This is a genomic window from Modestobacter sp. Leaf380, from assembly GCF_001424485.1.
In the GTDB taxonomy this organism is placed as follows: Bacteria; Actinomycetota; Actinomycetes; order Mycobacteriales; family Geodermatophilaceae; genus Klenkia.
In genome coordinates, this window is the sequence record NZ_LMQC01000007.1 from 51,235 (window position 1) to 74,978 (window position 23,744).

21 protein-coding genes are annotated in these 23,744 nt (G+C 70.4%); 17 read left to right on the top strand and 4 right to left on the bottom strand.

What is annotated here, in order from left to right; all coding sequences use genetic code 11:
* The first annotated feature begins 364 nt into the window (after positions 1 to 364).
* The 3 genes from ASG41_RS24185 (at position 365) to ASG41_RS06665 (ending at position 5,515) form a co-directional block, all read left to right on the top strand.
* Positions 365 to 916: a LysM peptidoglycan-binding domain-containing protein gene (locus ASG41_RS24185; protein WP_082556662.1), complete on the top strand. Its 552-nt coding sequence runs from the start codon at positions 365 to 367 to the stop codon at positions 914 to 916.
* Positions 917 to 1,848: 932 nt separating this feature from the next.
* Positions 1,849 to 2,469 carry a transcriptional regulator NrdR gene (nrdR, locus tag ASG41_RS06660; RefSeq protein WP_082556656.1) on the top strand — a complete coding sequence of 207 codons (621 nt, stop codon included), beginning with the start codon at positions 1,849 to 1,851 and terminating at the stop codon, positions 2,467 to 2,469.
* 178 nt (positions 2,470 to 2,647) lie between these two features.
* Positions 2,648 to 5,515, top strand: a complete 2,868-nt coding sequence (locus tag ASG41_RS06665) for a vitamin B12-dependent ribonucleotide reductase (protein WP_056291563.1) — start codon at positions 2,648 to 2,650, stop codon at positions 5,513 to 5,515.
* 162 nt (positions 5,516 to 5,677) lie between these two features.
* Here the strand turns inward: ASG41_RS06665 and ASG41_RS23460 are convergent, their stop codons facing one another.
* Positions 5,678 to 5,815, bottom strand: coding sequence for a hypothetical protein (locus ASG41_RS23460; RefSeq protein WP_157519109.1), 138 nt, complete (start codon positions 5,813 to 5,815; stop codon positions 5,678 to 5,680).
* A 154-nt stretch (positions 5,816 to 5,969) separates the two neighbouring features.
* On the opposite strand from ASG41_RS23460, the gene ASG41_RS06670 reads away from it, so the two are divergent.
* From ASG41_RS06670 to ASG41_RS06690, 6 genes are all read left to right on the top strand, one after another.
* Positions 5,970 to 7,007: a hypothetical protein gene (locus ASG41_RS06670; protein WP_056291565.1), complete on the top strand. Its 1,038-nt coding sequence runs from the start codon at positions 5,970 to 5,972 to the stop codon at positions 7,005 to 7,007.
* A 52-nt stretch (positions 7,008 to 7,059) separates the two neighbouring features.
* The gene (locus tag ASG41_RS06675) at positions 7,060 to 7,602 is read left to right on the top strand and encodes a hypothetical protein (RefSeq protein WP_056291567.1); all 543 of its coding nucleotides are present in this window, start codon (positions 7,060 to 7,062) and stop codon (positions 7,600 to 7,602) included.
* An 11-nt stretch (positions 7,603 to 7,613) separates the two neighbouring features.
* Positions 7,614 to 7,736: a hypothetical protein gene (locus tag ASG41_RS25050; protein WP_255352967.1), complete on the top strand. Its 123-nt coding sequence runs from the start codon at positions 7,614 to 7,616 to the stop codon at positions 7,734 to 7,736.
* Between the two features lie 164 nt (positions 7,737 to 7,900).
* The gene (locus ASG41_RS06680; protein ID WP_056291569.1) at positions 7,901 to 8,389 is read left to right on the top strand and encodes a TIR domain-containing protein; all 489 of its coding nucleotides are present in this window, start codon (positions 7,901 to 7,903) and stop codon (positions 8,387 to 8,389) included.
* On the top strand, positions 8,359 to 8,844 hold the full coding sequence (locus ASG41_RS06685) for an HIT family protein (RefSeq protein WP_200938764.1): 486 nt from the start codon (positions 8,359 to 8,361) through the stop codon (positions 8,842 to 8,844). Before ASG41_RS06680 ends, ASG41_RS06685 begins: the two co-directional genes overlap by 31 nt.
* Positions 8,841 to 9,272 carry a hypothetical protein gene (locus tag ASG41_RS06690; protein WP_056291571.1) on the top strand — a complete coding sequence of 144 codons (432 nt, stop codon included), beginning with the start codon at positions 8,841 to 8,843 and terminating at the stop codon, positions 9,270 to 9,272. Before ASG41_RS06685 ends, ASG41_RS06690 begins: the two co-directional genes overlap by 4 nt.
* A gap of 628 nt (positions 9,273 to 9,900) precedes the next feature.
* Here the strand turns inward: ASG41_RS06690 and ASG41_RS06705 are convergent.
* Positions 9,901 to 11,205, bottom strand: a complete 1,305-nt coding sequence (locus ASG41_RS06705) for a helix-turn-helix domain-containing protein (protein ID WP_056291579.1) — start codon at positions 11,203 to 11,205, stop codon at positions 9,901 to 9,903.
* 142 nt (positions 11,206 to 11,347) lie between these two features.
* On the opposite strand from ASG41_RS06705, the gene ASG41_RS06710 reads away from it, so the two are divergent.
* The 3 genes from ASG41_RS06710 (at position 11,348) to ASG41_RS06720 (ending at position 14,548) form a co-directional block, all read left to right on the top strand.
* Positions 11,348 to 12,355, top strand: a complete 1,008-nt coding sequence (locus ASG41_RS06710; RefSeq protein ID WP_056291581.1) for a ComEC/Rec2 family competence protein — start codon at positions 11,348 to 11,350, stop codon at positions 12,353 to 12,355.
* A gap of 10 nt (positions 12,356 to 12,365) precedes the next feature.
* Positions 12,366 to 13,070, top strand: coding sequence for a hypothetical protein (locus ASG41_RS06715; RefSeq protein WP_157519111.1), 705 nt, complete (start codon positions 12,366 to 12,368; stop codon positions 13,068 to 13,070).
* A 797-nt stretch (positions 13,071 to 13,867) separates the two neighbouring features.
* Complete coding sequence (locus ASG41_RS06720) at positions 13,868 to 14,548, top strand: hypothetical protein (protein ID WP_056291585.1); 681 nt, start codon at positions 13,868 to 13,870, stop codon at positions 14,546 to 14,548.
* 288 nt (positions 14,549 to 14,836) lie between these two features.
* Here ASG41_RS06720 and ASG41_RS06725 read toward each other — a convergent pair whose 3' ends face one another.
* Positions 14,837 to 15,601: an AraC family transcriptional regulator gene (locus ASG41_RS06725; protein ID WP_082556658.1), complete on the bottom strand. Its 765-nt coding sequence runs from the start codon at positions 15,599 to 15,601 to the stop codon at positions 14,837 to 14,839.
* Between the two features lie 112 nt (positions 15,602 to 15,713).
* Here ASG41_RS06725 and ASG41_RS06730 point away from each other — a divergent pair, with 112 nt between their 5' ends.
* Positions 15,714 to 16,637, top strand: a complete 924-nt coding sequence (locus tag ASG41_RS06730) for an ABC transporter substrate-binding protein (RefSeq protein ID WP_082556659.1) — start codon at positions 15,714 to 15,716, stop codon at positions 16,635 to 16,637.
* Between the two features lie 5 nt (positions 16,638 to 16,642).
* Positions 16,643 to 18,394 carry a siderophore-interacting protein gene (locus ASG41_RS06735; protein WP_056291591.1) on the top strand — a complete coding sequence of 584 codons (1,752 nt, stop codon included), beginning with the start codon at positions 16,643 to 16,645 and terminating at the stop codon, positions 18,392 to 18,394.
* A 48-nt stretch (positions 18,395 to 18,442) separates the two neighbouring features.
* On the opposite strand, the gene ASG41_RS06740 is transcribed toward ASG41_RS06735, so the two are convergent.
* On the bottom strand, positions 18,443 to 19,579 hold the full coding sequence (locus ASG41_RS06740; RefSeq protein ID WP_056291593.1) for a glutathione-independent formaldehyde dehydrogenase: 1,137 nt from the start codon (positions 19,577 to 19,579) through the stop codon (positions 18,443 to 18,445).
* A 196-nt stretch (positions 19,580 to 19,775) separates the two neighbouring features.
* On the opposite strand from ASG41_RS06740, the gene ASG41_RS06745 reads away from it, so the two are divergent.
* The 3 genes from ASG41_RS06745 to ASG41_RS06755 all read left to right on the top strand — a co-directional run bounded on the left by ASG41_RS06745 (position 19,776) and on the right by ASG41_RS06755 (position 23,260).
* The gene (locus tag ASG41_RS06745) at positions 19,776 to 20,999 is read left to right on the top strand and encodes a trans-acting enoyl reductase family protein (protein WP_056291595.1); all 1,224 of its coding nucleotides are present in this window, start codon (positions 19,776 to 19,778) and stop codon (positions 20,997 to 20,999) included.
* A 94-nt stretch (positions 21,000 to 21,093) separates the two neighbouring features.
* Positions 21,094 to 22,470, top strand: a complete 1,377-nt coding sequence (locus tag ASG41_RS06750) for an NAD(P)/FAD-dependent oxidoreductase (protein ID WP_056291598.1) — start codon at positions 21,094 to 21,096, stop codon at positions 22,468 to 22,470.
* Positions 22,471 to 22,534: 64 nt separating this feature from the next.
* The gene (locus ASG41_RS06755) at positions 22,535 to 23,260 is read left to right on the top strand and encodes a hypothetical protein (RefSeq protein ID WP_056291599.1); all 726 of its coding nucleotides are present in this window, start codon (positions 22,535 to 22,537) and stop codon (positions 23,258 to 23,260) included.
* The last annotated feature ends 484 nt before the right edge of the window (positions 23,261 to 23,744 follow it).

Here is a 23,744-nt window from a genome sequence, read left to right on the forward strand (position 1 = left end):
TGCGGGCCGCCTTGGCCCGCCGCGTCGCCGTCGACCGCTTGGTCGTCGCCGTGCCGCCGTCGCCCGGTGTGCCCTCGACCGCCACGTGTCCTCCTCGCCGGCTGCGTCCCCGCAGCTCTCTGGCCGACGGCCGGACACCCGTCCTCCGGGCGCTCCCGTGAGGGTCCGCCCGGCGCGACGGTGGCCGTCGTGATCGACACGGACAGTAACCCCCTCGGCGCCGTCGTTCAAACAGGTGTTCGAAGGACACGCCGTGTCCGCTCGATTTTGTCGGACCCCTCGGGTAGACATCGCACAGACGTTCGAATCGACACCCGTTCGATCACCTTCCCCCGACGTCGGCGACCCACCAGGAGCGATGACGATGGCCACCACGCAGCGCAGCACTCCCTCTCCCCGCGGCAACCACCCGGCCGGCCGCGCCCTGCTCGCCGCGGGGGACCGCCCGGGCGGGGTGCGCGCGGTCGGGTCGGCCCGGGCGGCCGGGGAGTCGCCGGTCGAGCTCCCGGAGCAGGCGGCCCCGGGTGGGGCTCCCGGGACCGGTGAGCGGCTCGCCGAGGTCCTGCCCTTCCCGGTCCGCAGGTCGGACCGCGGGTCCCGGTCGTCGGTCGAGCACGAACCGGTCGCACCCCTGCGACTGACCCGCCGTGGTCGCCGGGTCGTCGCCGGCCTGGTCCTCGTGGGCGGTCTCGGACTGGCGGCCCTGCTGGGTCCGGCCGTCGTCGGCCCGCAGGGCCCCGGGCTGGCGCTGGCGGGGGAGAGCAGCGTCGTGGTGCAGCCGGGGGACACCCTGTGGTCGATCGCCAGCGCGATCGCCCCGGACGAGGACCCGCGCGGCGTCGTCGACGCGCTGTGGGCGGCCAACGACCTCGAGGGTGCGGGCCTCGTGCCCGGGCAGGTGCTGCTCGTCCCCTGAGTCCGGCCGGCACCCGCGCGCCGCCCGGTCGGCGCTCCGATCGGGGTTGGAGGAGACGCTGTCACGAGGGCGTGGCCGCGCTGCTCACGAGCCGGGTCCCGGGCCAGGTGAGGCCCCCGGTCACCACCACGTCCTGTCGCCCGCCCTCCCGTGCTCCCGGCTGCCCCACGCTCGCGGCCTGCGCCTCCCTCTGGGAGCACACCTCCACGCGTCCCCGCCACTGGTGCTCGTCCGTCCCGTCGCCGTCCTCGGCCCGGCTCGGGTCCCCGCAGGAGGGCGCTCGGATGGCTGCGATCCAGGCCCCGCTGCTCCGTCCCGCCTCGTTCCGACCCGCCGCGCACCGGCCGCCTCGCTCAGGCCCGCCTCTTTCCGTCACGCCTCGCTGCCTCGCCTCGCCTCGCCTCGCCTCGCCCCGGTGTGCGCTGTGGCCCGTCGGCCCGGCCCCTCCTCCGGGCGTCGGTCTCCTGGTGGTCACACGTGCCGTCCGCCGTGGGCCTCGGGGTCGGTCCCCGGGGCACACCGGCTCGCCTGATGACCGCCCCGGCGCGCGACGCGCCGACGTCCGCCACGGTTCTCGCCAGCCGCGGCGGGGGCTGCTGTGAGGTGCTGTGCGAGCTGCGGTGCAGGTGGGGTCGGGGTGCCTGGCGGGGCGGGTCGACCACAACAGGTAGTGGTGGAAGACGACACGCGCACCAGGGCTTGCACACCAGTAGGGGTGCGGGGCTACTCTCACCACAACATCTAGTAGTTACACAGATGTCGTTCCATCCACAGGGTTGTCCCCAGGAAGCCCCCGGGTTGTCCACCGGATGTCCCCGGGATCGTCCACAGACGCCCCGCGGAGTCGCCCGGGCACGGTGCCACGGCACCTGCCGGAGGACCTGCCCGACACGCCCCCACCGACCCGCCCGGACCCGAGAGGAGACACCGCGATGCGCTGCCCGTTCTGCCACAACCCGGACAGCCGGGTCGTCGACTCCCGGGAGACCGACGAGGGTGCGACGACCCGTCGCCGGCGGTCCTGCCCCGGCTGCGGTCGGCGGTTCACCACCGTCGAGGAGGCCGTCCTCGCCGTCGTCAAGCGCTCGGGGGTGACCGAGCCCTTCAACCGGTCCAAGGTCATCGCGGGTGTGCGACGGGCCTGCCAGGGCCGCCCGGTCGACGAGGACCAGCTCGCCGTGCTGGCCGCCCAGGTCGAGGACGCGGTGCGCTGCACCGGGTCGGCCGAGGTGCCCAGCAACGAGGTGGGCCTGGCGATCCTGCGGCCCCTGCGGGACCTCGACGAGGTCGCCTACCTGCGCTTCGCGAGCGTCTACCGCTCCTTCACCTCCGCGGCGGACTTCGAGAAGGAGATCACCGAGATGCGGCGGGCGCACGCGCTCGCCGCCACCGGGAGCTTCGTGCCCGGCACGGGCCGGCCACGGGCCGTCCCGGACCCCGTCGTGGCCGACCCGGCCGTCGGTACGGACTTCCCGGCCGGGACCACCACGCCGTCCGACCGCCCGTCGCCGGAGACCGCCGCCCCGCCCGGCGCCGGAGGCCCCGGCTCCTGACCGCGCCGGACGTGGACCTCTTCCCCGCCACGTCCGCCCCGGCACCGTCGCCGGGCCAGCACCTGCACGCACGAGACCAGCACCGCAGCGCGCCCGCTCCACCGAAATGTCAGCAGCACCCGCTAGAACACCAGCCCGGGGCCCCACCCCGGTGCGCCACACGACCCCAGGGGGAGTCTTGACCGAGACCACCGACCGCATCTCGTCCGGCCGCAAGCGTGCGAGCAAGGCGTCCGACCGCAAGGGCCTGAAGATCGCCCGGGTCTTCACCACCGAGGGCGTCCACCCCTACGACGAGGTGACCTGGGAGCGTCGTGACGTCGTCATGACCAACTGGCGCGACGGCTCGATCAACTTCGAGCAGCGCGGCGTCGAGTTCCCGGCCGAGTGGTCGATCAACGCCACCAACATCGTGACCACGAAGTACTTCCGTGGCGCCGTCGGGACCCCGCAGCGGGAGACCAGCCTGCGTCAGCTCATCGACCGGGTCGTGCTCACCTACACCGAGGCCGGCCGCGAGCACGGGTACTTCACGACCGAGTCCGACGCCGAGCTCTTCGAGCACGAGCTGACCTGGATGCTGCTGCACCAGGTGTTCAGCTTCAACTCACCCGTCTGGTTCAACGTGGGCACCTCGAGCCCCCAGCAGGTCAGCGCCTGCTTCATCCTCGCCGTCGACGACACGATGGACTCGATCCTCAACTGGTACCGCGAGGAGGGCCTGATCTTCAAGGGCGGCTCCGGTGCCGGCCTGAACCTCTCCCGCATCCGCTCCTCCAAGGAGCTGCTGTCCTCCGGTGGCACGGCCTCGGGCCCGGTGTCCTTCATGCGTGGGGCCGACGCCTCCGCCGGGACCATCAAGTCCGGTGGCGCCACCCGCCGCGCGGCGAAGATGGTCGTGCTGGACATCGACCACCCCGACATCGAGGAGTTCGTCGAGACCAAGGCGCGCGAGGAGGACAAGATCCGCGCGCTGCGCGACGCCGGCTACGACATGGACCTGGGCGGCCGGGACATCACCAGCGTCCAGTACCAGAACGCCAACAACTCGGTCCGGGTGAACGAGGAGTTCATGCGCGCCGTCGAGGACGGCACCCCGTTCGGGCTGCGCTCGCGCACCGACGGCTCGGTCCTGGAGACCGTCGACGCCAAGGAGCTCTTCCGCAAGGTCACCACCGCCGCGTGGGAGTGCGCCGACCCGGGCATCCAGTACGACGACACGATCAACGACTGGCACACCAACCCCGAGACCGGGCGGATCAACGCGTCCAACCCCTGCTCGGAGTACATGAGCCTGGACAACAGCTCGTGCAACCTGGCCTCGCTGAACCTCATGAAGTTCCTGCGGGCCGACGGCACGTTCGACTCCGGGCGGTTCACCCGTTCCGTCGAGCTGATCATCACCGCGATGGACATCTCGATCTGCTTCGCCGACTTCCCGACGGCGCCCATCGGCGACACCACCCGGGCCTACCGCCAGCTGGGCATCGGCTACGCCAACCTCGGCGCGCTGCTGATGGCCACCGGCCACGCCTACGACTCCCGCGGTGGCCAGACCCTGGCCGCGGCGATCACCTCGCTGATGACCGGCACCGCCTACCGCCGCTCGGCCGAGCTGGCCGGTGTCGTCGGTGCCTACGAGGGCTACGCCCGCAACGCCTCGGCGCACGCCCGGGTCATGCGCAAGCACTCGGCCGCCAACGACGCGATCCGCCCCGTCGGCGCCGACGACGCCGACGTGCTCAAGGCCGCGACCGCCCAGTGGCAGGACTGCCTGGCGATCGGTGCCGAGAACGGCTGGCGCAACGCACAGGCCTCCGTGCTGGCCCCCACCGGCACCATCGGCTTCATGATGGACTGCGACACGACCGGCATCGAGCCGGACTTCTCGCTGGTCAAGTTCAAGAAGCTGGTCGGCGGCGGCTCCATGCAGATCGTCAACCAGACGGTCCCGAGGGCGCTGAAGAGCCTGGGCTACCAGGACGAGCAGGTCGAGGCGATCGTCGAGTACATCGCCGAGCACGGCCACGTCGTCGACGCCCCCACGCTGCGCCCCGAGCACTACGAGGTCTTCGACTGCGCCATGGGCGAGCGGTCCATCTCCCCGATGGGCCACGTCCGGATGATGGCCGCGGTCCAGCCCTTCATCTCCGGTGCCATCTCCAAGACGGTCAACATGCCCGAGTCGGCGACCATCGAGGACGTCGAGAACATCTACTTCCAGGGCTGGAAGCTCGGCATCAAGGCCCTCGCCATCTACCGCGACAACTGCAAGGTCGGCCAGCCGCTGTCCGGGGGCAAGGGCAAGAACGACGGCACCAAGGCCGAGGTCGCCGAGGTGGCCGCCCCGGTCGCCGCGACCATGGCCCACCCGGTGCGCAAGCGCCTGCCCAAGAAGCGGACCAGCGTCACGACCTCGTTCTCCGTCGCCGGGGCCGAGGGCTACATGACCGCCGGCATGTACGAGGACGGCAGTCTGGGCGAGGTCTTCCTCAAGCTGGGCAAGCAGGGCTCGACCCTGGCCGGCGTCATGGACGCCTTCTCGATCGGCATCTCGCTGGCGCTGCAGCACGGTGTGCCTCTGGAGACCTACATCTCCAAGTTCACCAACATGCGCTTCGAGCCCGCCGGCATGACCGACGACCCGGACATCCGGATCGCCCAGTCGGTGATGGACTACATCTTCCGTCGCCTGGCGCTGGACCACCTGTCCGTCGAGAAGCGCGCCAACCTGGGCATCTTCACCGCCGAGGAGCGCGCTGCGCAGGTGTCGGGCTACGGCTCGGCCTCCACCACCTCGGTGGAGGAGGAGGTCGACCTGGAGGCGCTGCGCGGCTCCGCGCCGACCGAGGTCGCCAAGGTCGAGGCGCCCGCCGCCAAGGCCCCCACCTCGATCAAGGAGGCCCACTCCTCGGCCGAGCTGCTCGAGCTGGTCACCGGGACTGCCACCGACGCGCCGCTGTGCATGACCTGCGGCACGAAGATGCGCCCGGCCGGCAGCTGCTACGTCTGCGAGGGCTGCGGCTCCACCAGCGGCTGCAGCTGATAGCGGATCTCAGGATTCTGTCACCAGAATCTCAGGATTCTGACACCGCGTTCTCAGGATTCTGTCACCAGTGATCTCAGCACTTTGTCACCAGTGACGGAGCGAAAGTAAGAGGGGCGGGCGACCGGTTGGTCGCCCGCCCCTCTGGCTTTGCTGTAGGCGCTACTCGATGTCGGGAAGTACGAGACGCATGTCGAAGGTCGGCCGGTACTGGGCTTGGTCGTCGAGTTCGATGCAACCCATGTTCCCGAGCGCGCCGAGCGGGAGTTTCTCCTGCTGACCGACGTTGCGGTGGAACACCGGCTCGCTGTTTGGTGATGCGCCGGAGGGTGTGGGCCTGCGATGCCTTGAGGCCGGAGGTCGTGGTCTGGAGCCGACCGATGGCCTGGCCCAGCGACTTTGCTGAGTCTTCCAGGAGTTCGAGGACCGCGCCTAAGGGGCCGAGGCTGCGATCTTGCTGCTGCAGCAGGACATGAGCCCGCGCTCCGACGCGCCTCGCATCCTCTTCCCGCGTCTGGACAAGCAGATCCAGCCGCAGCCGTTCACTCTGTCTGACGTTGCCGATGACGACGCCCGCCTCGGTGGCCTGAACTATCGGTCGGAGATCGCCAGCCCGCTCGACCGGGTCGGTCTCGTCGCTGAGCGCCGCGGCGAGGTCATCGACGTCACCCCGCGCAAACAGGCCGAAGACATCGCCGCCAGCCAGGAGATGCTGCCGGTCATCGACCTCATCACCGAGATGACCGGCCGAGTCCTCGGAAGCGGACTCGTCATCCCCGAGACGAAAGAAAAGAACGCCGTCCGCCGCCTCACCCGGGCGTTCCTTGCGGGGGCCGGAGTGGACGACCCTGAGACGGCCGAGTGGTCACAGCGCCGCGTCCAGGCCGCCACTGACGCGTTCCTTCACCTGGCCCGGGAGAAGCACAAGAACCGGCCTAGCGGCATTGTCGAAAAGATCGAGCCGATCGGCTACCCGCCGAGCACCCTGCCGTCGATCACCGAAACCCTCGACCGGTACACCGTCAAGAACGCGGCCACCTTCGTCCCCGGCAAGCCCTACACCGGCTGGACCAAGAGCATCCTGCCCGCCGCCGCCTTCGACGCCTACAGCACCGAGTACCGGCTCGCCGACCTCCTCGACTCCGCCCCCGAGATCACCTGGTGGGTCCGCGTCCTGCCCAACTACGGCGCCTACCTCAACTACGGCGCCAACCAGCGCTACATCCCAGACTTCATCGCCGTCGCCATCGCCATCGCCATCGCCATCGCCATCGACATAGACGGCATTCACTGGCTCATCGAAGGCAAGGCCGACGTCCGCGCCAGTGACAGGGACGTCCTCGCGAAAAAGGAAACAGCCGAACGCTGGGTCCGGCACGTCAACGACAGTGGTGAAGTCGATGCCGAATGGCGATACCTGTTCGCCACCGAGACCAACGTCAAGCACGCCGCCGGATCATGGACCGGACTTCGGCAGGTGACCGGCTCGTGAGCCCGCGGCTAACGGTTTATCGGCGCACCCGATGCGAACTCGGCGACAGCGGATGACCGCTACACCGCCATGTACGCCAGCCACGAGCGGCGAGTCCGACGCCTTCACGGTTCAGGCCCGCTGGCTGTTGGAGTGGCACAACAAGCGCAACGACGGCTTTTCCACCCGCTCGGTCGCCATCCTCGGCTTCGCCGGCGTCATTCTCGCCTTGCTGCCCCGAGGTCTCGACCTCACCGGTCCCCTGGAGATGACCGGGGGTATCCGGGCCTGCCTTATCGCGACCGCCGGATTCCTGCTCCTGACCGCGACGTTCTGCCTCCTCGTGCTGGCCCCGCAGAAGTCGAATGCCCCGAGTATCCGGCACCTGCGTGAGCAGTGGCGCAAGTACATCGACGCTAAGGACGGCCCGCCGCCGCAAGCGCAGATCACCGAGGGGCTCCTCCATGGCCAGTCAGTGGAAGCGAGCAGTCCACTCGACCTGGTGTTCCGCGAGGCGAACCGGCGGGGCCGATGGTTCGCCGTCGCCGTTCTGTCGCTGGGCGCGGCCCTCTTCAGCCTCGCCGCGCTGGTCGTACAGGTCTTCTGGCAGATGTGAGGGGGTGTCACATGAGCGCGCAGCAGCCGAAGCCGGAGCCGACTCCGCCGCCCCGCGAGCCGATGAAACTCGATCCGCCTGAAGTCGACTGGTTCACCAAGAACAAGAACCCGCGAGACATCGAGCGTCGCTGAGAACGGGCGGGCTGCCCACCGTGCGCGGCGCAGCCCGCCCGCCTTGCGAACCGGCAGGTCAGCCGCTGTTTGCTCCGGCTGCCCGATTCTGTCGGTGCCCTGCTCTAGCGTCCCGACCGTCAGCGTCACACCGCCCCGGCGGTACGGAGCAGAGGGGCACCCACATGGCTCGATCGTCGTTCGTCAGTTTCCACTACCAGAACGATTACTGGCGGGTCCAGCAAATCCTGCGGATGGGCGCCGTCGAAGGGCAGGAGATCCTGCCCGCCCAGAACTGGGAAGCCGTGAAGGCGCGCGGTCGCCAGGCCGTCCAGGACTGGATTGACAAGGAGATGTCCTACAAGGGCGCTGTCGTCGTCCTCATCGGTTCCCAGACCGCGTCCCGCGAGTGGGTGAAGTATGAGATCAAGAAGGCATGGGCATCCCGGAAGCCGCTCCTCGGGATCAACATCCACGGACTCAAGGACAAGGACGGGTACACCTCTACCGCCGGAGCAAACCCCTTCTCCCAGTTCGGCTTCAGCGACAGCAACAAGACCTACGCCGACTACGTGCCGGTCAACAACCCGACGGGCTATGACAGCACCCAGGTCTACGCCAGCATCAAGAACAACATCGAGTCGTGGATCGCCAGCGGCTACAAGCGGCCCTGACAATGCGCGCCGACCCCGACTGCGACTTCTGCCAGATCGTCACCCATGAGGAACCAGCCCGCGAGGTCCTCCGGACGGGCAAGGTAGTCGCGTTCTTCCCGCTAGAACCGGCCACCCTCGGGCACACCATGATCATTCCTCGCGAGCACATCCCCGACATCTGGTCACTCGACGACCAGACCGCCCGCGACCTGGCCGACGCCACCCTGCGCGTCGCCCGCGCCATCCGAGCGGCTGTCCCATTGGACGGTCTCAACATCATCCAGTCCAACGGCGAGGCAGCCACACAGAGCGTCTTCCACCTGCATGTACACGTCGTTCCCCGCCGTACCGACGACGCGATGGGTCCCATCTGGCCAGCAGAAACCCACTGGAGCGAGAAGAACAAAAGCGACGCTCAAGGCAGAATCCGCGCCGCCCTCGCCCTGGGTGCAGGGGAAGAAGGCTCCCCATGAGCAGCAGCCCCGTCGCTCGGGCTTCCGATCCCGAGGACCGCAGGAAGCATCTGGACTACGTCCAAGCGGTCATTGCCCGACTCTCGCAATCTTCAGCGACTGCCAAAGGCTGGAGCCTTACTATCGCCGGAGCCGCTTTCGGGTTCTCCGCAGTCATCGAGCGCTGGTACCTCGCACTCCTGGGCTTGGCCATCATCATCTCGTTCTCGATCCTCGACATGTATTACCTCTACGAGGAACGCCTGTTCCGGTGCCTCTACAACGGCGTCGTTGCCGGAACCGTCCCGTCGTACTCCATGGACAAGAACGTGTTCAAGGACCAAGCGTCCAGGCTGGACACCTACACGTCCTGGTCAGTCCTCGGGTTCTACGCCCCGCTTACGGTCGCCGGGACCGCCGTCACCGGAATCTCAGTCCTGACCGGATGACCGGAAGCGGCGATGATCCCTGACGCCTACACGCTCACATTCCTGCTCGTACTCGCCGAGTTCAACTCCGACGACGGGCATCACTCCATCATGTGGATGGATGAGGAAAGCGCCGAATACTGGGAGGCGCCGTACGCGGGTGCATGCTGGCCGTGCAAACGGGTCCGTGACGACGCGGTCTACCGGGGCCGCCCGGTCCCTGGCATGACCGTCCCAGAGGCGCACGCGATTCCCTACTGGCGTCCCGTGCACGACGGAGCCGACGCTGTCGCCTTTCTCCGCGAGCACAGCGGCTGTGGAGAAACCCCGCCGGCGCTGCGGTCGAGCGGGAGTGTTGGTGACGCGCCGTAGGTGCACACCTGGCGAAGGCCAATCAGCATCCGCCTCGGTCGGCGACCTCCGCGAGAGACGTGGGCGAGCCGGTGGAGCCGCCGGAGTCGAGCCGCTCCGCCAGGTCTCCAGCCGTACGAGGCATGAACGTCGCCGCCTGCCGGTCAAACCGCATGCTGACGATGGCGTTCCGCGCCGCCTTATCGGTGAGTGCCGCATCCCCGTACGGGACCGCCACCGCCAACGCGTCGATGTCGTGAATGTCGTTGGCCGTCCAGTTGCTGGACGCCGCATCCCGTCAGTCGGCGAGTTGCCACTGAAGAATGATCTCCTCGGCATCGAGCGATGATGTGACCCCCGCCTGATTGACCGCGTCCCGCACCAGGTCCAGCCAAGTGGTCAACGCCTGATCACGGCCGCCGTCAACCAAGACGGGTCCGTCCACCGGTGCATAGCCGAGCACCCGGTGCGATTCGTCGAAGGGCAGGAACTCGTTGATATGCGGGTCGAGCCGCCGGAACACTTGCGTCGAAGGCTCGACGGCGATTCGTGCGCTGTAGTCACCGGTGACGCCAAGTGCCGTTCTCGCGGTCCAGAGCAACGCGAAGAACTCAAGGCCGGTCTGCTCGATGTCGGCGAGGGCGACTTCGCCCCGCTGCGTCTCGCCGCGAAAGAATCCGTCCCGGGTGAATGCCATCGCGACGGTTCCGTCGCCGTGAACCTCGACCCGAGCCCGCGGAGTAGCGCCGCCTGCCTGGGAGACCGGCTGACGACCGAAGCGGTAATACCGCTGAAGTCCACGGCGGGTGACCTCATTGCCAGTAAGCAACCTCGGACCCATCTTCTGACCCACCGGCCAACGCCAAGCCCGCTCGATGATCCGGTTAGCCCGGTCCAACCGCAGGTCCCGTGGCCGGTGAAGCGGCGTCTCCGGCACCGCCATCGCCACGATCCAGTTCACCCCCTCGGCGACGCCACATGAAGCGACGAACCGGTCAAATCGATCGTTGAAGTTCTCCCGCCGCTTTCGGTGTCCCGCCTCACGGGCCCGGTAGGCGTCCGCGATCTGCCGCTCGACCATCCATTCGGTGTCCGGCCCATGTCGGTAAGGGACGCCGAACCAGTCGTCGGTGTTCCTCGGGTGGACAAGGTGAGGCGCATCCGGGCTGTCCGGAACAAGGAGAATCAGGACGCCCTGCTCAGGGTCGTCTGCCGGGGCAAGTGGCCGCAGATCCAGGCCAGTGACCGGCGGATAGATCAGGTTCCCGGCGACCTGACGAATCGAGCGGGACGTGCCCTCATCCACCGGACCCGCAGGGACCACATGGTCCGCAGCCGAGGTTCCCTCAATCCGAGCCTCCGCTACGCCGTAAACAATCATCCCGCCGCCGCTGTTCGCCATCGCCGCGATGTCCTTGGCCAGTTCAGCCTGCTGGGCCACCTTCTTCTGCTTGTCCTCCGACGTGGCGGTTAGAGGGAGTTGCTGCTTCCAATCCAGATCGGCGCGCTCGGTCACCCGGTTCTCGCAGGCCCGCTCGATCAGCCCGAAGTCCAGCGTGGTCCCGACATCTCCCAATGCGGCGTGCAGCGGCGTCCGTGGCATGAGGGCACGGTAGGGCCCGCGCCGACGTCAGCCCGACCTTGAGGCGAGTCGCTGTCCTCCACCTTCCCCGAAAGGGCCGCCAACTGTCAGTACCCGCCGCTACGGTCCTGGCTGGGGCACCATCCAACGGCGAGGAGACGCAATGATCGACATCGACTTCCTGTGGGTCGGGGAGAAGCAGAAGACAGGGGACGCCATCACCTGTCAGTTCACCGACCCCTCCACGGGGCAGGACGTCGTAATCGTGATCGACGGAGGGTTCGCTGACGACGGCTCACGCATCGCCAGCCACGTCCGCAGGTACTACGGAACAGACCGGGTCGACCTGGTGATCTGCACCCATCCCGATGACGACCACATCCGCGGGCTGTTCGGCGTGATTGAGGAACTAGACGTTGCCCGCCTCCTCATCCACCGACCCTCGGCCTACGGTTACACCGGGGACGACGTCAAAGCCACCCTTGTCGATGACCTCATCGCCACCGCGCGCGGATGCGGAACCGCAGTCGATCACGGTTTCGCGGGGACGACCTACTTCGGTGGGGCACTGACGATCGCTGGACCGTCGGAGTCCTACTACCGGCAACTGCTGGAGGAGCAGGTCCAATACGGCAGTCTGACCGCGTCCATCGGCCGTGCGTTCTCCAAGGCCGCGAGCAGCGTCATGGAGGCCATTCGCAGCCTCGTGAGCGACCCGGGCGAAACGATGACCGACGACAATGGTGGAACCACGCCCCGCAACAACAGCAGCGTCATTACGAACCTGGCCGTCGATGGATACCGAGCACTGTTCACCGGGGACGCAGGGGTGCCCGCCCTCAACCAAGCGGCCGACCACCTCGACCTCGCAGGAAAGTCAGCCACCATCGACTTCTTGGACGTCCCCCACCACGGTTCCCGGCACAACCTTGACCCACAGACGCTGGACCGACTCCTAGGGCCAATCGTCGGGGACCTCCAGTACGGCTCCGCGTTCGTCTCCGTAGGCAAGGAGGCTGACGACTTCCCGCGGCCCGAGGTGGCAAACGCCATCAGACGCCGCGGATACCCGGTGTCCGCAACTCGGGGACAGAGCATCAGGTGGAACCGCGGCGGCTACCTGAGACCGGACTACAGCGCTCTCACGCCGATCGGCTGGCTCGCCGAGTGACCCGCTGACAATGGATGCATACGAGCGCAAAGCACGCCTCTACCCGGCAGCCGTGGTCATCTTTCCTCTGACCCTCCTTGGCCTTCTACTCTTCAGCCTCCCGGATTGGTGGAAGGGTCTCGCCACCTTCGCCGCGGCTGGCGGACTTCACTTCCCCGTCATGCACCTGGTTCGAGACCGAGGGAGCAGCAAGCAGAGCGCTCTTTGGGTGTCCTGGGGCGGCCCGCCGACGACCGCGCTGCTCCGCTGGACGGGGAAGACGAACACCATCCAGCAGCAGCAGCGTCATGCGGCAGTCGCCAGAGCGACCGGCTACAGCCTCCCGTCGTCCGAGGATGAGGCCGCAAACCCCACTGAGGCAGATGCCATCTACGAGGCTGCGGTCGATGCACTGCGCACTAAGACTCGGGGTGAACTCTTCGGCCTGGTGCAAGCCGAGAACGCCAACTACGGGTTCCGCAGAAACCTCTACGGTTGTCGCCCATTTGGCATCGCCGTATCACTGCTCGCGATGGCCGCCGAGATCCTCCTCGCTGTACTCGGCCTCCGGAATGTGATCGAGGTGTCCCCAGTGCTCATGTTCGTCGCAGCAAGTTCCAGCGTGCTGTGGCTCGCGGGGTGGGTCTTCGTCGTAACGCCAGCCTTCGTCAAGCGCGATGCAGACAGGTACGCCCTCGCGCTGGTACTCGCGGCATCCTCCATCGCAAAGGATTGATCGGAACCAGTGACCGCGCCACCGAAGCCGCATGACTTGCGGGAAGCGATCGCAGATTCCATCGCTGAGCACGTGAAGGCGTACGACGTGGCTGCCTGGTGGGACTCGCTGGGCCTCACACCAGCGGCGCCGGACGCGGACCCCCACCGAAGCAAGAGGGTCTATGTGACCGGTCGACTGGCCGCGGCAGCCTCTGAGACTTGATTCGCCCGAGGTGGACCGGGTCACGAAGGGGAAGGATGGGGGCGCCGCCGAGCGCCGGTAGCGCCAAAGCCCAACGGAACGCAGACCGGGGGATGAACATAACCTTGCGTCATGGTTTGGCTACACGCCTCCCCGGCTCGCATCCCTGCCGGTGCGTTCGTGACGCCAGCCAGCGAGCGCGGCGGTACGTCTCGCACGCATCCCAACGGCTACGGGGCCCCAGAGTTGCAGTGGTACGACCCAGGTCGGGTTTACGTCTTCGACAGCGGCGACACCGAACCACTGCATCATCTGGGGCGCTTCGCCTTCACACGGAACGACTACTACTTGTACGAGGTAGAACCGCACGGCCCGCTGGGGCCCGACCGTGACCTCGGCTCTTCCGTGATGCGGTCAGCAACATGTAGCCGAGCCCGGGTCATCCGCTGCCTGCACCGGCCGAGGGGGCCAGAGGGTGACAGGCAAGTCCCAGAGGCGTAGGCGCTTTTGTCCAACGTCCGGTGGGAGATCAGGGACCGACTACTGGCCGCCCTGTCCGCAGCCTGGGTCAACGCACCGGGTGAGGAGTCTTCGGGACGCGGAACATCTCAGCAATGATCAACAGCATGAACGGGGTCGGCGTGGCATTGCAGTTCCCCTCGGATGACGAGGTTCTCGGTCAATGGTGTGACTTCAGGGCCGCCTGGTGGGAGAAGTACGTCCCCGCCGAAATCTGGCCCGACACGCTCAAGCGACTGCCTCCCTCAGATCATCGCCGCGGCTACCAGCGCATCACGCGGCGAGACGTATTCGCCCTTGCGTCCAACGACACCCCGCGCGGCCGGGTCGGACTCCTGCTGGGCGCCTACATCTGGGGCACCGGGCCAAGTGCCTTCTTCGTCGGCCGCCGCGCCCGGACCTTCACTCGCACCGACATCGACACGATCGGGCAGCGTCTCCGCGCCGCCGATCGACTGCTTGCCGACACGGGACCCAGCGCGGCCTATGCCAGCCTCACACGGGGCGCAGCGAACTCCATCCCGTTCCTCGGCCCCGCCTTCTTCACGAAGTACCTGTACTTCGTCGCCGGGCACCGAACAGACGTCTCACCCGCTCCACTCATCCTCGACCGCAAGGTTGCCCGGGCCCTTCGCAAGACCAGTCCCGACTGGCTGCTCGGAAACACCGGCTGGTCGTCGGACACCTACGGGCGCTACCTCGCCTATGCAAACGACCTGGCCGCCACTCACCAGATCAGTCCAGGGGCCGTGGAACTGGCGCTCTTCCGCAATTAGCCCTCAAGTGGCCGTCGCGCGGGGCCACAGCGCCGCCCGCAACCCATCGCCGGGCGGGGAGGCTGTCGCGGAGTCATGAGATTCGAAGTGACATTCGAATGAGACTCGACAGCTGACCTCCTGATCGACCGGCGCCCCCGGTCCCGCGACTGCGGGACCGGGGGCGCTGTCGTGCGCGGGTCAGGATGACGAGGCCGCGCGATCGGCGGGGTCCGTCGGGCCGAGGTCGTCGAGGGATCCGGTGACCTCCGCGGTCTGCTGCTGCCGTGCGCCGCGTGGTGGGACCGGTCAGGTCCCGGTGACGGCCGGTGCCACGACGTACGCCAGCACCTCACCCGCCGGCAGCCCGCACTCGCGGGCAAGCGCCTTCACCAGGCCCTCCCGGGTGGTGAACCCGGAGGCGTCCAGCGCCGCGGGCACCCCGCGGCCGGCGCGCAGCCGCGCGATGGCGGCGTTGAGCCGGGCCCGGGTCCGCCAGGTCGCGAACGACAGCCCGGTCTGGTCCAGGAAGAGCCGCTGCACCTGCCGGGCGGACAGGAACTCGCGGTCGGCGAGCTGGGCCAGCGTGCCGCGCGACCGGACCACGTCCGCCGCGATCGCCCGGGCCGCCGGGTGGGTGGGCAGCCGGAGCGAGAACTGCTCGCCGGTCGCGGCCACCAACGCGATCTCCAGGGCCCGGCGGAACACCTGCACCTCGTCGCCGTCCCGGGGTGCGACGCTCAGCAGGGTCACCAGCACCCGGCGGACCCCCGGGTCCGCCACGCGCCGCGGAGCGCCGGACGGCGGGTCCAGACCAGGGGACAGCAGAGGCCCGAGCACGACCCCACCGGCTTCCAAGGTGAGCGCGTGCTCGACCCCGGCAGGTACCCAGACCCCCTGACCCTCGGCCAGCTCCACCCGCTCTCCGGCGATGTCGAGCGTCGCGCGGCCCAGCACCAGGTGCACCAGCTGAGAGCGGTCGTGCCGGTGGGGGGGATGGCCGTCGAACCGGACGACGTCGTCGGTGCCGGGCCCGTCGGCGGCGCGGCGGCGGCCCACTTCGGTCAACAGCACAGGCCCTCCGGTGACGTGTCGTCCTGGTCGACGGACACGTCACCCCCGTCGACTTAGGGCAGCCTAACGTCAGGTCGTCCGCCCCCTGGGGCCTGCCCGACCAGAAGGTCACATGCCTGCCACTCCGCGCCCCCACCCCACCCCGAGCGCGGCCGCCGACGAGACGCGCGTGGTCACCACCGACCAGGGCGAGGTCACCGTCCCGGCCGATCCGCAGCGGATCGTCGTGCTGAACTCCGCGCTGGCCGGCTACCTCTACGCCCTCGATGTCCCGGTGCACGGCGCGATCCCGCTCAACACCCAGACCGACGAGTTCCCCGAGGCCTGGGCCGAGGAGGCCGCCGAGGACGGCACCGTGATGATCCCGTGGACCGACGCCGGCTTCGACATCGAGGCCCTCGCCGCCGAGGCGCCCGACCTGATCATCGGGGGCGGCCAGGGCTTCCCGGCCGTGCAGGCCGAGCAGGTGTACGGCCAGCTCAGCCAGGTCGCGCCCACCGTCCTGGTCAGTGCCGACCTCACCACCTGGCAGGGCCAGCTGGACCACCTGGCCACCGACGTCCTGGGCGTCCCCGACGCCGAGCAGGAGCTGCTGGACGCCTACGACGAGAAGGTCGCCGAGGTCCGCGACGCCATCGACCTGCCGGCCACCCCGGTCGGCTACCTGCTGATGCTCGCCGACGGCACCCCGTACTCGATCCCCGAGGACGCCCAGCTGCCGCAGACCCTGGCCGAGGTGGGCCTCGAGCCCGCGCCGGTCATCGCCGACAACCCCGACTTCCAGACCTACGGCTCGGGGGACTCCTTCGAGTTGTCCCGCGAGCAGGTCGGCATCGTCGTCACCGCTCCGACGGTCTTCGTGCTCGGCTTCCAGGCCGACACCGTCACCGCGGAGTCCCTGGCCGCCGACCCGGTCTTCGCCGCGCTGCCGGCCTTCCAGGCGGGCTCGGTGTACGACCTGCCCTCGACGGCGAACCGGGCCGACTGGTACGCCACGATGGACCTGCTCGACGTCGTGCAGGCCCAGTTCGGCTGACCGGCATGGCCCACCACGCGTTGCGCACCCACCCGTTGGTGCTCCGGCGTGTCCACGTCGTGCGCGCCGTCGACGTCACCCCGCGGATGCGGCGGGTGACCGTCGCGGGCCCGCAGCTGGGGCCCTTCGTGCACGAGGGGCTCGAGCTGCCCGGCTTCGTCACCGAGTCCTTCGACGACCACGTGAAGCTGGTCTTCGCCGCCGACGGCGACATCGCCGCCGTCCTGCCGGTGCAGCGGGCCCGCAGCATCGACTGGCCGACCGCCGAGCACCGGCAGGCCCGGGACTACACGCCCCGCCGCTTCGACCGGCTCACCCAGGAGCTCGACCTGGACTTCGTGCTGCACGGCGACGGGCCGGCCCAGGCCTGGGCGCGGACCGCGAGCCGTGGCGACCCGTTGTGGTTCGCCGGGCCGAAGTCCTCCCTCGTCATGCCCGACGGCGTCGACTGGGTGCTGCTGGCCGGGGACGAGACGGCGCTGCCCGCGATCGGCCGGTACCTGGACGAGCGCCCGCTCGACGTCCCGGTGCAGGTGGTCGTCGAGGTCGGGGACCCGGCGGCCCGTCAGCCGCTCGCCGTCCGGGACGGGGACACGCTGACCTGGCTGACCACCCCGGACCGGGCGCCCTCCCGGCTCGCCGACGCGGTCCGCGACGTGACGTGGTGGCCGGGCGTCCCGTACGTGTGGGCGGCAGGGGAGAGCCGGTCGCTGCTGCCGCTGCGCCGGTGGCTGCGCGTGGAGCGGCACGTTCCCCGGGACCACCTCGACGTCACCGGGTACTGGCACGCCCAGGTGGAGGCGACCCCCGACGCAACCGCGGTCGACGTCGAGACGCTGCTGAGCCCACTGCCGTGGGCCACCACCCGGATCGCCGTCCGGACCGGGCTGCTCGACACGCTCACCGACACCCCCGTACCGGTCGCCGAGTTGGCCTCCCGGCTCGGGCTGGACGCCCCGGCGCTCGGGGTGGTGGCCGCGCAGCTCGCCGTCGACGGGGTGGTCGTCGCCGGCCCGAGCGGGCTGTCGTTGGGACCGGTGGGCGCGCAGCTGCTCGACGACGACCACCTCCGCCAGGAGCTGTTCGGGTCCGGCTGGGACGCCCGGGTGCTGGCCGCCGTCCTCCGGCTGTCCGACGGGGTCCCGGCGGGGACGTCGGCGTGGGCACAGGTGCACGGAGCCGCAGCCGCTGAGCAGCTGGACGCCGACGCCGGGCTGTACGCCGACCGCGCTGCCGCGGCGGGCGGGTTCGCCTTCGTCGCTGGCGGCGTGCCCGACCTGCCGGCCTGGACGTCGGCCTCGACCGTCGTCGTCGGCGGCCCGGGTGCCGCAGTGCTGCTACGCGCAGCTGCCGACCGCGAGGCCCTGCCGGAGGCGGCGCTGACCGGCTCGGCGACGGCGGTGCGGGTGCTGACCTGCGAGGTCGCCGACCTCCCGGTGTCGGACACCGCGCCCGACCGGTCGGACCTCGCAGTCAGTGCCCTGGACACCGCGCACCGCACCGACGACGAGGTGCTCGAGCTGCTCCGCGTGCTCGCCTGCCGCTCCGACCGGGCCCTCGTGGTGGACGTGCTCACCCTGACCGGCCCGGGGGGTCCAGAGGCCGCGGCTGAGCACGCCGTCGCCACGCTGGCGGTGACCGGCCGCCCACCGCGGACGGTCGCCGGACTCGAGGAGCTGGCCCGCCGGACGGGATGGGAGCCGGTCGGCGTCACCGCACTGGGCTGGGACCACCAGGTGCTCGACCTGCGCCGGTGAGGTGCCCGGGTGGGGAGTCCACCCGGGCACCGCTGCGGGCAGGCCCGGTCAGGGCTTGAGCAGCACCTTGGTCCAGCCCTCGTCCCGGGCGTCGAAGTGCTGGTACCCCTCGACCTCCTGATCCAGCGGGAGCTCGTGGCTGACGATCGCCCCGGGGTTGGCCTTCCCGGCGATGATCAGGTCGCGCAGCTGCCGGTTGTACCGCTTCACCGGGGCCTGCCCGGTGCCCATCGACTGGCCCTTGGTGAAGAAGGTGCCGTACTGCCAGGGGATGCGGCCCTCCTTGGCCAGGTCGCTGCTGGCGCCGGGGTCGGAGGGCATGTAGACCCCGACGACGCCGATGCCGCCGGTCGCCCGGACGACCTGGGTGAGGTTGTCCAGCACCAGCTCGGGGTGCTCCTCCCCGGTGCCGTCGTGCGCCTGGTAGCCCACGGCCTCGACGCCGCGGTCCACCCCGCGCCCGCCGGTGGCCTCCAGCAGCTGCTGCACCGGGTCACCGGCGGAGAAGTCGACCGCCGTCGCGCCGAAGCCCTCCGCCAGCCGCAGCCGGTCGGGCTCCTTGTCGACCAGGAACACCTCCGAGGCTCCTCGGATGACGGCGCTGTGTGCGGCCATCAGCCCGACCGGCCCACCGCCGAAGACGGCCACCCGGTCCCCGACCTGGAAGCCGGACAGCTCGACGCCGTGCCAGCCGGTGGGGAACACGTCGGACAGCATCGTGAAGTCGTTCTCGTGCTCGGTGCCCGGCGGCAGGGTGAGCAGGTTGACGTCGGCCCAGGGCACGCGCAGGAACTCGGCCTGCCCGCCGTCGTAGGGCCCCATGTTGGCGTAGCCGTACGCGGCGCCGTCCATGCCCTCGGTGGGGTTCGCACGCAGGCAGAACGACGTCCACCCGGTCTGGCAGTTGCGACAGGTGCCGCAGGCGATGTTGAACGGCACCGACACCCGGTCGCCGACCCGGATGCGGTCGACGCCGTCGCCGACGGCCTCGACGACGCCGGTGTTCTCGTGCCCCAGGACCTTGCCCTCCTCGACGGAGGTGCGGCCCTCGTACATGTGCAGGTCCGAGCCGCAGATGTTCGTGGTCGTGAGCCGCACGACCGCATCGGTGGGGGACTGGACCGTGGGGTCCGGTCGTTCCTCGACGGCGACGGTGTGCGGTCCGCGGTAGACGACGGCCTTCATCAGGGGCCTCCTCGTGTGCTGGACGCGGCTCGACACGGTCGGGAGCTGCCCGGGGCTGGGGCCGTCGACCGGCGCCGCGCGTCCGATCGACCCCTACCCGGTCGCCCGGCACCCACGCGGAGGGTGGGCGTCGGGGACCACGGGTAGGGGACGGTGCCGACGGGTGCCGGTCCGCGCGCCGGGCGAGGATGGGGCGATGACCCGCGCACACGACGTCGTCCTCTACGGCGCGAGCAGCTTCGTCGGCCGGCTCGTCGCCGCCCACCTCGCCGAGCACGCCCCCGCCGGCACCCGGATCGCCCTGGCCGGTCGCAACCGGGCCCGCGTCGAGGCCGTCCGGGCGCAGCTGCCGCCGGGCGGCCGCGGCTGGCCGGTGCTCACCGCGGACTCCGACGACCCCGCCTCGCTGGCCGACCTGGCCGGCAGCACGGCGGTGCTGGTCACCACGGTCGGGCCCTACGCCAAGTACGGCCTGCCGGTGGTGGAGGCCTGTGCCCGCGCCGGCACGCACTACGCCGACCTCACCGGCGAGGTGCTCTTCGTCCGCGACGCCATCGCCGCCACCGACGCCGTCGCCCGGGAGACCGGCGCCCGCATCGTGCACGCCTGCGGCTACGACTCGATCCCCTCCGACCTCGCCGTCGCCGAGCTCGCCGCCCGGGCCGCGGCCGACGGCGCCGGTGGCCTCACCGACGTGCAGACCGTGGCGACGGCGAAGGGCGGTTTCTCCGGCGGCACCGTCGACTCGCTGCGCACCCAGGTCGCGGCGATCGCGGCGGACCCGTCGCTGCGGCGCGTCGTCGGGGACCCCTTCGCGCTCAGCCCCGACCGGGACGCCGAGCCCGCCACCCGTCAGCCGCGAGACGGCGCCAAGCCCTCCCGCGCGGCCGACGGCCGGTGGTCGGCGGCGTTCGTGATGGCACCGTTCAACACCCGCGTCGTCCGACGCAGCAACGCGCTGCAGGACTGGTCCTACGGCCGCGGCTTCTCCTACGGCGAGGTCATGGCCACCGGCCGCGGCGTCCCGGGGGCCGTCGCCGCGGGCGTCGTGACGGGTGGGCTGCTCGCCGCGGTGTCGGCGATGGCCTTCGGCCCGACGGCGTCCCTGCTGGACCGGGTGCTGCCCGCCCCGGGCTCCGGCCCGAGCGAGGAGACCCGGCGCAACGGCTTCTTCCGGATGGTCACCACCGGCGCCACCGACTCCGGACGCCGCTACCGGTCGGTCGCCTCCGGCCCGGGGGACCCCGGCTACGCGGCCACCGCGGTGATGCTCGGCCAGACCGCCCTGGCGCTCGCCCTGGACGCCGACCGGTTGCCCGAGCGCGCCGGGTCCCTCACCCCGGCCACCGCGCTGGGTCCCGTCCTGGTCGAGCGACTGCGCGCCGCCGGGCACACCTACGAGGTCACCGAGGTGGGGTGACCCAGCAGACGGGTTGACCCGAGACGGGGCGGGGCAGGAGGAGGGTGTCGCAGTGCCGCGGCGCCCACCCGCACCCGCTGTCGAGGAGCACGTCATGAGCCAGTCCCGCCCGGTGGTCGTCGTCGTCGGCGGGGGGTTCGCGGGCTTCCACGCCCTCCGGAAGCTGGAGAAGACGCTCCCGCCCGACGCCGCGGAGCTCGTCCTGGTCAACCCCAGCGACTACCTGCTCTACAGCCCGCTGCTGCCCGACGTCAGCGCCGGCGTCGTCGAGCCCCGGCACATCGCGGTCTCGCTGCGCCAGCAGCTGCGCCGCACCCGGGTCGTGCTGGGCAGCGTCACCGACATCGACGCGCAGACCAAGACGGTCACCGTGCGCACCACCGACGACGGCGGGGCCACCGACGGCACCCTCACCCAGCCCTACGACCGCCTGGTCCTGGTGCCCGGGTCGGTCACCCGCCAGTTCGACATCCCCGGGGTGGCCGAGCGCGCCCACGGGGTGAAGACCCTCGTCGAGGCCCAGTTCCTCCGCGACCACCTGCTCCGCCAGCTCGACCGGGCCGACGCGCTCCCGGAGGGCCCCGAGCACGACGCCGAACGCCGCGAGCGGCTCACTGTCGTGGCCGTGGGCGCCGGGTACACCGGCACCGAGATCGTCGCCCAGCTGCAGTACTGGCTGGGCACCATCGCCTCCCGCTGGGCCCGGGTCCGCCCGCAGGACATCCAGTGGGTGCTCATCGACCTGGCCGAGTCGGTGCTGCCCGAGCTCGGCCCGGACCTGGGCAAGGTAGCGATGGACGCGCTGCACCGCCGTGGCATCGACGTCCGGCTCGGTGTCACCGTCAAGGAGGCCCGTGAGGGCGAGACCCTGCTGACCGACGGGTCCACGATCCCCAGCCGCACGCTGATCTGGGGTGCCGGCGTCGCCGCGAGCCCGCTGGTCGGGGCGCTGGACCTGCCGCTGCAGAAGGGCCGGCTCGTCGTCGACGCCGACCTCGCCGTCCCTGGAGCCGACGGCGTCTTCGCCGGTGGGGATGCCGCCGCCGTCCCCGACCTCGCCAGCCCGGACTGGTCGCCGGCCGGCACCGGCCAGCCGCAGCCGGTCACCCCGCCCACCGCGCAGCACGCCCAGCGTCAGGGCACCGCCCTGGGCCGCAACGTCGCGGCCAGCCTCGGCTTCGGCCGGGCCAAGCCCTACAAGCACCGCGACCTGGGTCTGGTCGCCGACCTGGGCGGTCGGGACGCCGTCGCCAAGCCGCTGGGGATCAAGCTGCACGGGCCGCTCGCCAAGCTGGTCGCCCGCGGATACCACCTGTACGCGCTGCCCTCGATGAACAACCGGGTCCGCGTCGGCACCGACTGGCTGCTGGCAGCCCTGCTGCCGGCCCAGTCGGTCGAGGTGTCCCGGATCAGTCCGGACCAGGCGCTGGTCAGCACCGCTCAGCAGTCCCAGCCGCACCTGACGCGCTGACCTGCTTCCCCGCCGTCCCCCGACGTGGCACCCTCCAGGCTCGGAACGGGTCACGGGGGGTCACGTGCGGGGTGCGGCGCTGCGGTCCCTGGGTGCGCTGGGACTGGTCGGGGTCCTGACGTCGGGCTGCGGCTTCGCCTCGGCGCTGGCCGACCCGCAGGCGGCCGCGGCGTCCCGCGCCGCCGAGGCGTCGGCGGCCACGCCCACCCCGATGTCGCCGGCGGAGCCCGTGGCGCCCCTCGGCCCGGTGACGCTGGCCGGGGTGGACATCGCCACCGCGGACGGCCGGCAGTCCGACCACCTGTCCGTCGTCCGGCGACCCACCCAGACCGGGCTGGTCCCTCCTCTGGAGGGGTTCACCGAGGACTGCGACCTGGACTCCACGACGCTCCAGTACGTCGCCGTCACCATCGACTTCGACCGGGACGAGCTGGCCGGGCACCTGACCGTCGAGCCGACGGCGGAGACCCCCACCGACATCGGGCCGATCGGTGTCTTCTTCGACGGCGCCGCGGAGCCCTACTGCCAGGACGACCCGCCGCTCCAGCTCACCGACACCTTCTGGTGGCACGGCTCCTCCGGCGGGGAGGTGGTCGCCTACCTGGTGCTGCAGGACGCCGTCGACGCCACGCACCCGGAGGGGCGGCCCGAGGTGTTCTCCACCCTCGACGTCCGCATCGACCAACTCCGGGTGCACAGCCGGGACGACGAGCCCTTCCGGCTCTCCCCGCCGCAGCAGGGCCAGCTCTGCGCCGACGACCCCGACGCGCTGTGCCTCTCCCTGCCTTGAGCGTTGCCCGCCTGATCTGACCGCGAGCTGGCTGGTGGTCGCCGGGCGCCGCTGGGTGTGACATCGGGCTGGGTCGTGGCTGCCGGGTACTGCCCGATGTGACATCGAGCTGGGTCGTGCCAGCTCGTCACCGCTCGATGTGACATCGGACGAGGTCCCGGCTGTCGGGCATCGCCGGGTGAGCGGTCGGTTGGGGCGCGGCTGCCGGGTACCGCCCGATGTGACATCGAGCCGGGAAGTGGCTGTCGGGCACCGCCCGATGTGACATCGAGCCGGGTCTCGACTGCTGGACGCCGCTCGATGTGACATCGAGCTGTTCTGCGTCGGGCACACCGGTGGCCCGGTCGTCCCTGGGTGGGACGGCCGGGCCACGGGTGCCCTGTGGGGGTCTTACTGGTGGGTCACCCGGCGGCGGGTGCCGAGGGTGAGGGCGGCGCCGAGCAGGAGGGCGAGCAGGCCGGCGATGGCGGGGGCGGTGAGTTCC

Coding starts and splice junctions, on each gene's coding strand:
- ASG41_RS24185 (WP_082556662.1), top strand. CDS start 365: ATGGCCACCACGCAGCGCAGCACTCCCTCTCCCCGCGGCAACCACCCG.
- nrdR (WP_082556656.1), top strand. CDS start 1,849: ATGCGCTGCCCGTTCTGCCACAACCCGGACAGCCGGGTCGTCGACTCC.
- ASG41_RS06675 (WP_056291567.1), top strand. CDS start 7,060: ATGACCGCTACACCGCCATGTACGCCAGCCACGAGCGGCGAGTCCGAC.
- ASG41_RS25050 (WP_255352967.1), top strand. CDS start 7,614: ATGAGCGCGCAGCAGCCGAAGCCGGAGCCGACTCCGCCGCCCCGCGAG.
- ASG41_RS06680 (WP_056291569.1), top strand. CDS start 7,901: ATGGCTCGATCGTCGTTCGTCAGTTTCCACTACCAGAACGATTACTGG.
- ASG41_RS06690 (WP_056291571.1), top strand. CDS start 8,841: ATGAGCAGCAGCCCCGTCGCTCGGGCTTCCGATCCCGAGGACCGCAGG.
- ASG41_RS06705 (WP_056291579.1), bottom strand. CDS start 11,205: ATGCCACGGACGCCGCTGCACGCCGCATTGGGAGATGTCGGGACCACG.
- ASG41_RS06710 (WP_056291581.1), top strand. CDS start 11,348: ATGATCGACATCGACTTCCTGTGGGTCGGGGAGAAGCAGAAGACAGGG.
- ASG41_RS06715 (WP_157519111.1), top strand. CDS start 12,366: ATGGATGCATACGAGCGCAAAGCACGCCTCTACCCGGCAGCCGTGGTC.
- ASG41_RS06720 (WP_056291585.1), top strand. CDS start 13,868: ATGATCAACAGCATGAACGGGGTCGGCGTGGCATTGCAGTTCCCCTCG.
- ASG41_RS06730 (WP_082556659.1), top strand. CDS start 15,714: ATGCCTGCCACTCCGCGCCCCCACCCCACCCCGAGCGCGGCCGCCGAC.
- ASG41_RS06735 (WP_056291591.1), top strand. CDS start 16,643: ATGGCCCACCACGCGTTGCGCACCCACCCGTTGGTGCTCCGGCGTGTC.
- ASG41_RS06740 (WP_056291593.1), bottom strand. CDS start 19,579: ATGAAGGCCGTCGTCTACCGCGGACCGCACACCGTCGCCGTCGAGGAA.
- ASG41_RS06745 (WP_056291595.1), top strand. CDS start 19,776: ATGACCCGCGCACACGACGTCGTCCTCTACGGCGCGAGCAGCTTCGTC.
- ASG41_RS06750 (WP_056291598.1), top strand. CDS start 21,094: ATGAGCCAGTCCCGCCCGGTGGTCGTCGTCGTCGGCGGGGGGTTCGCG.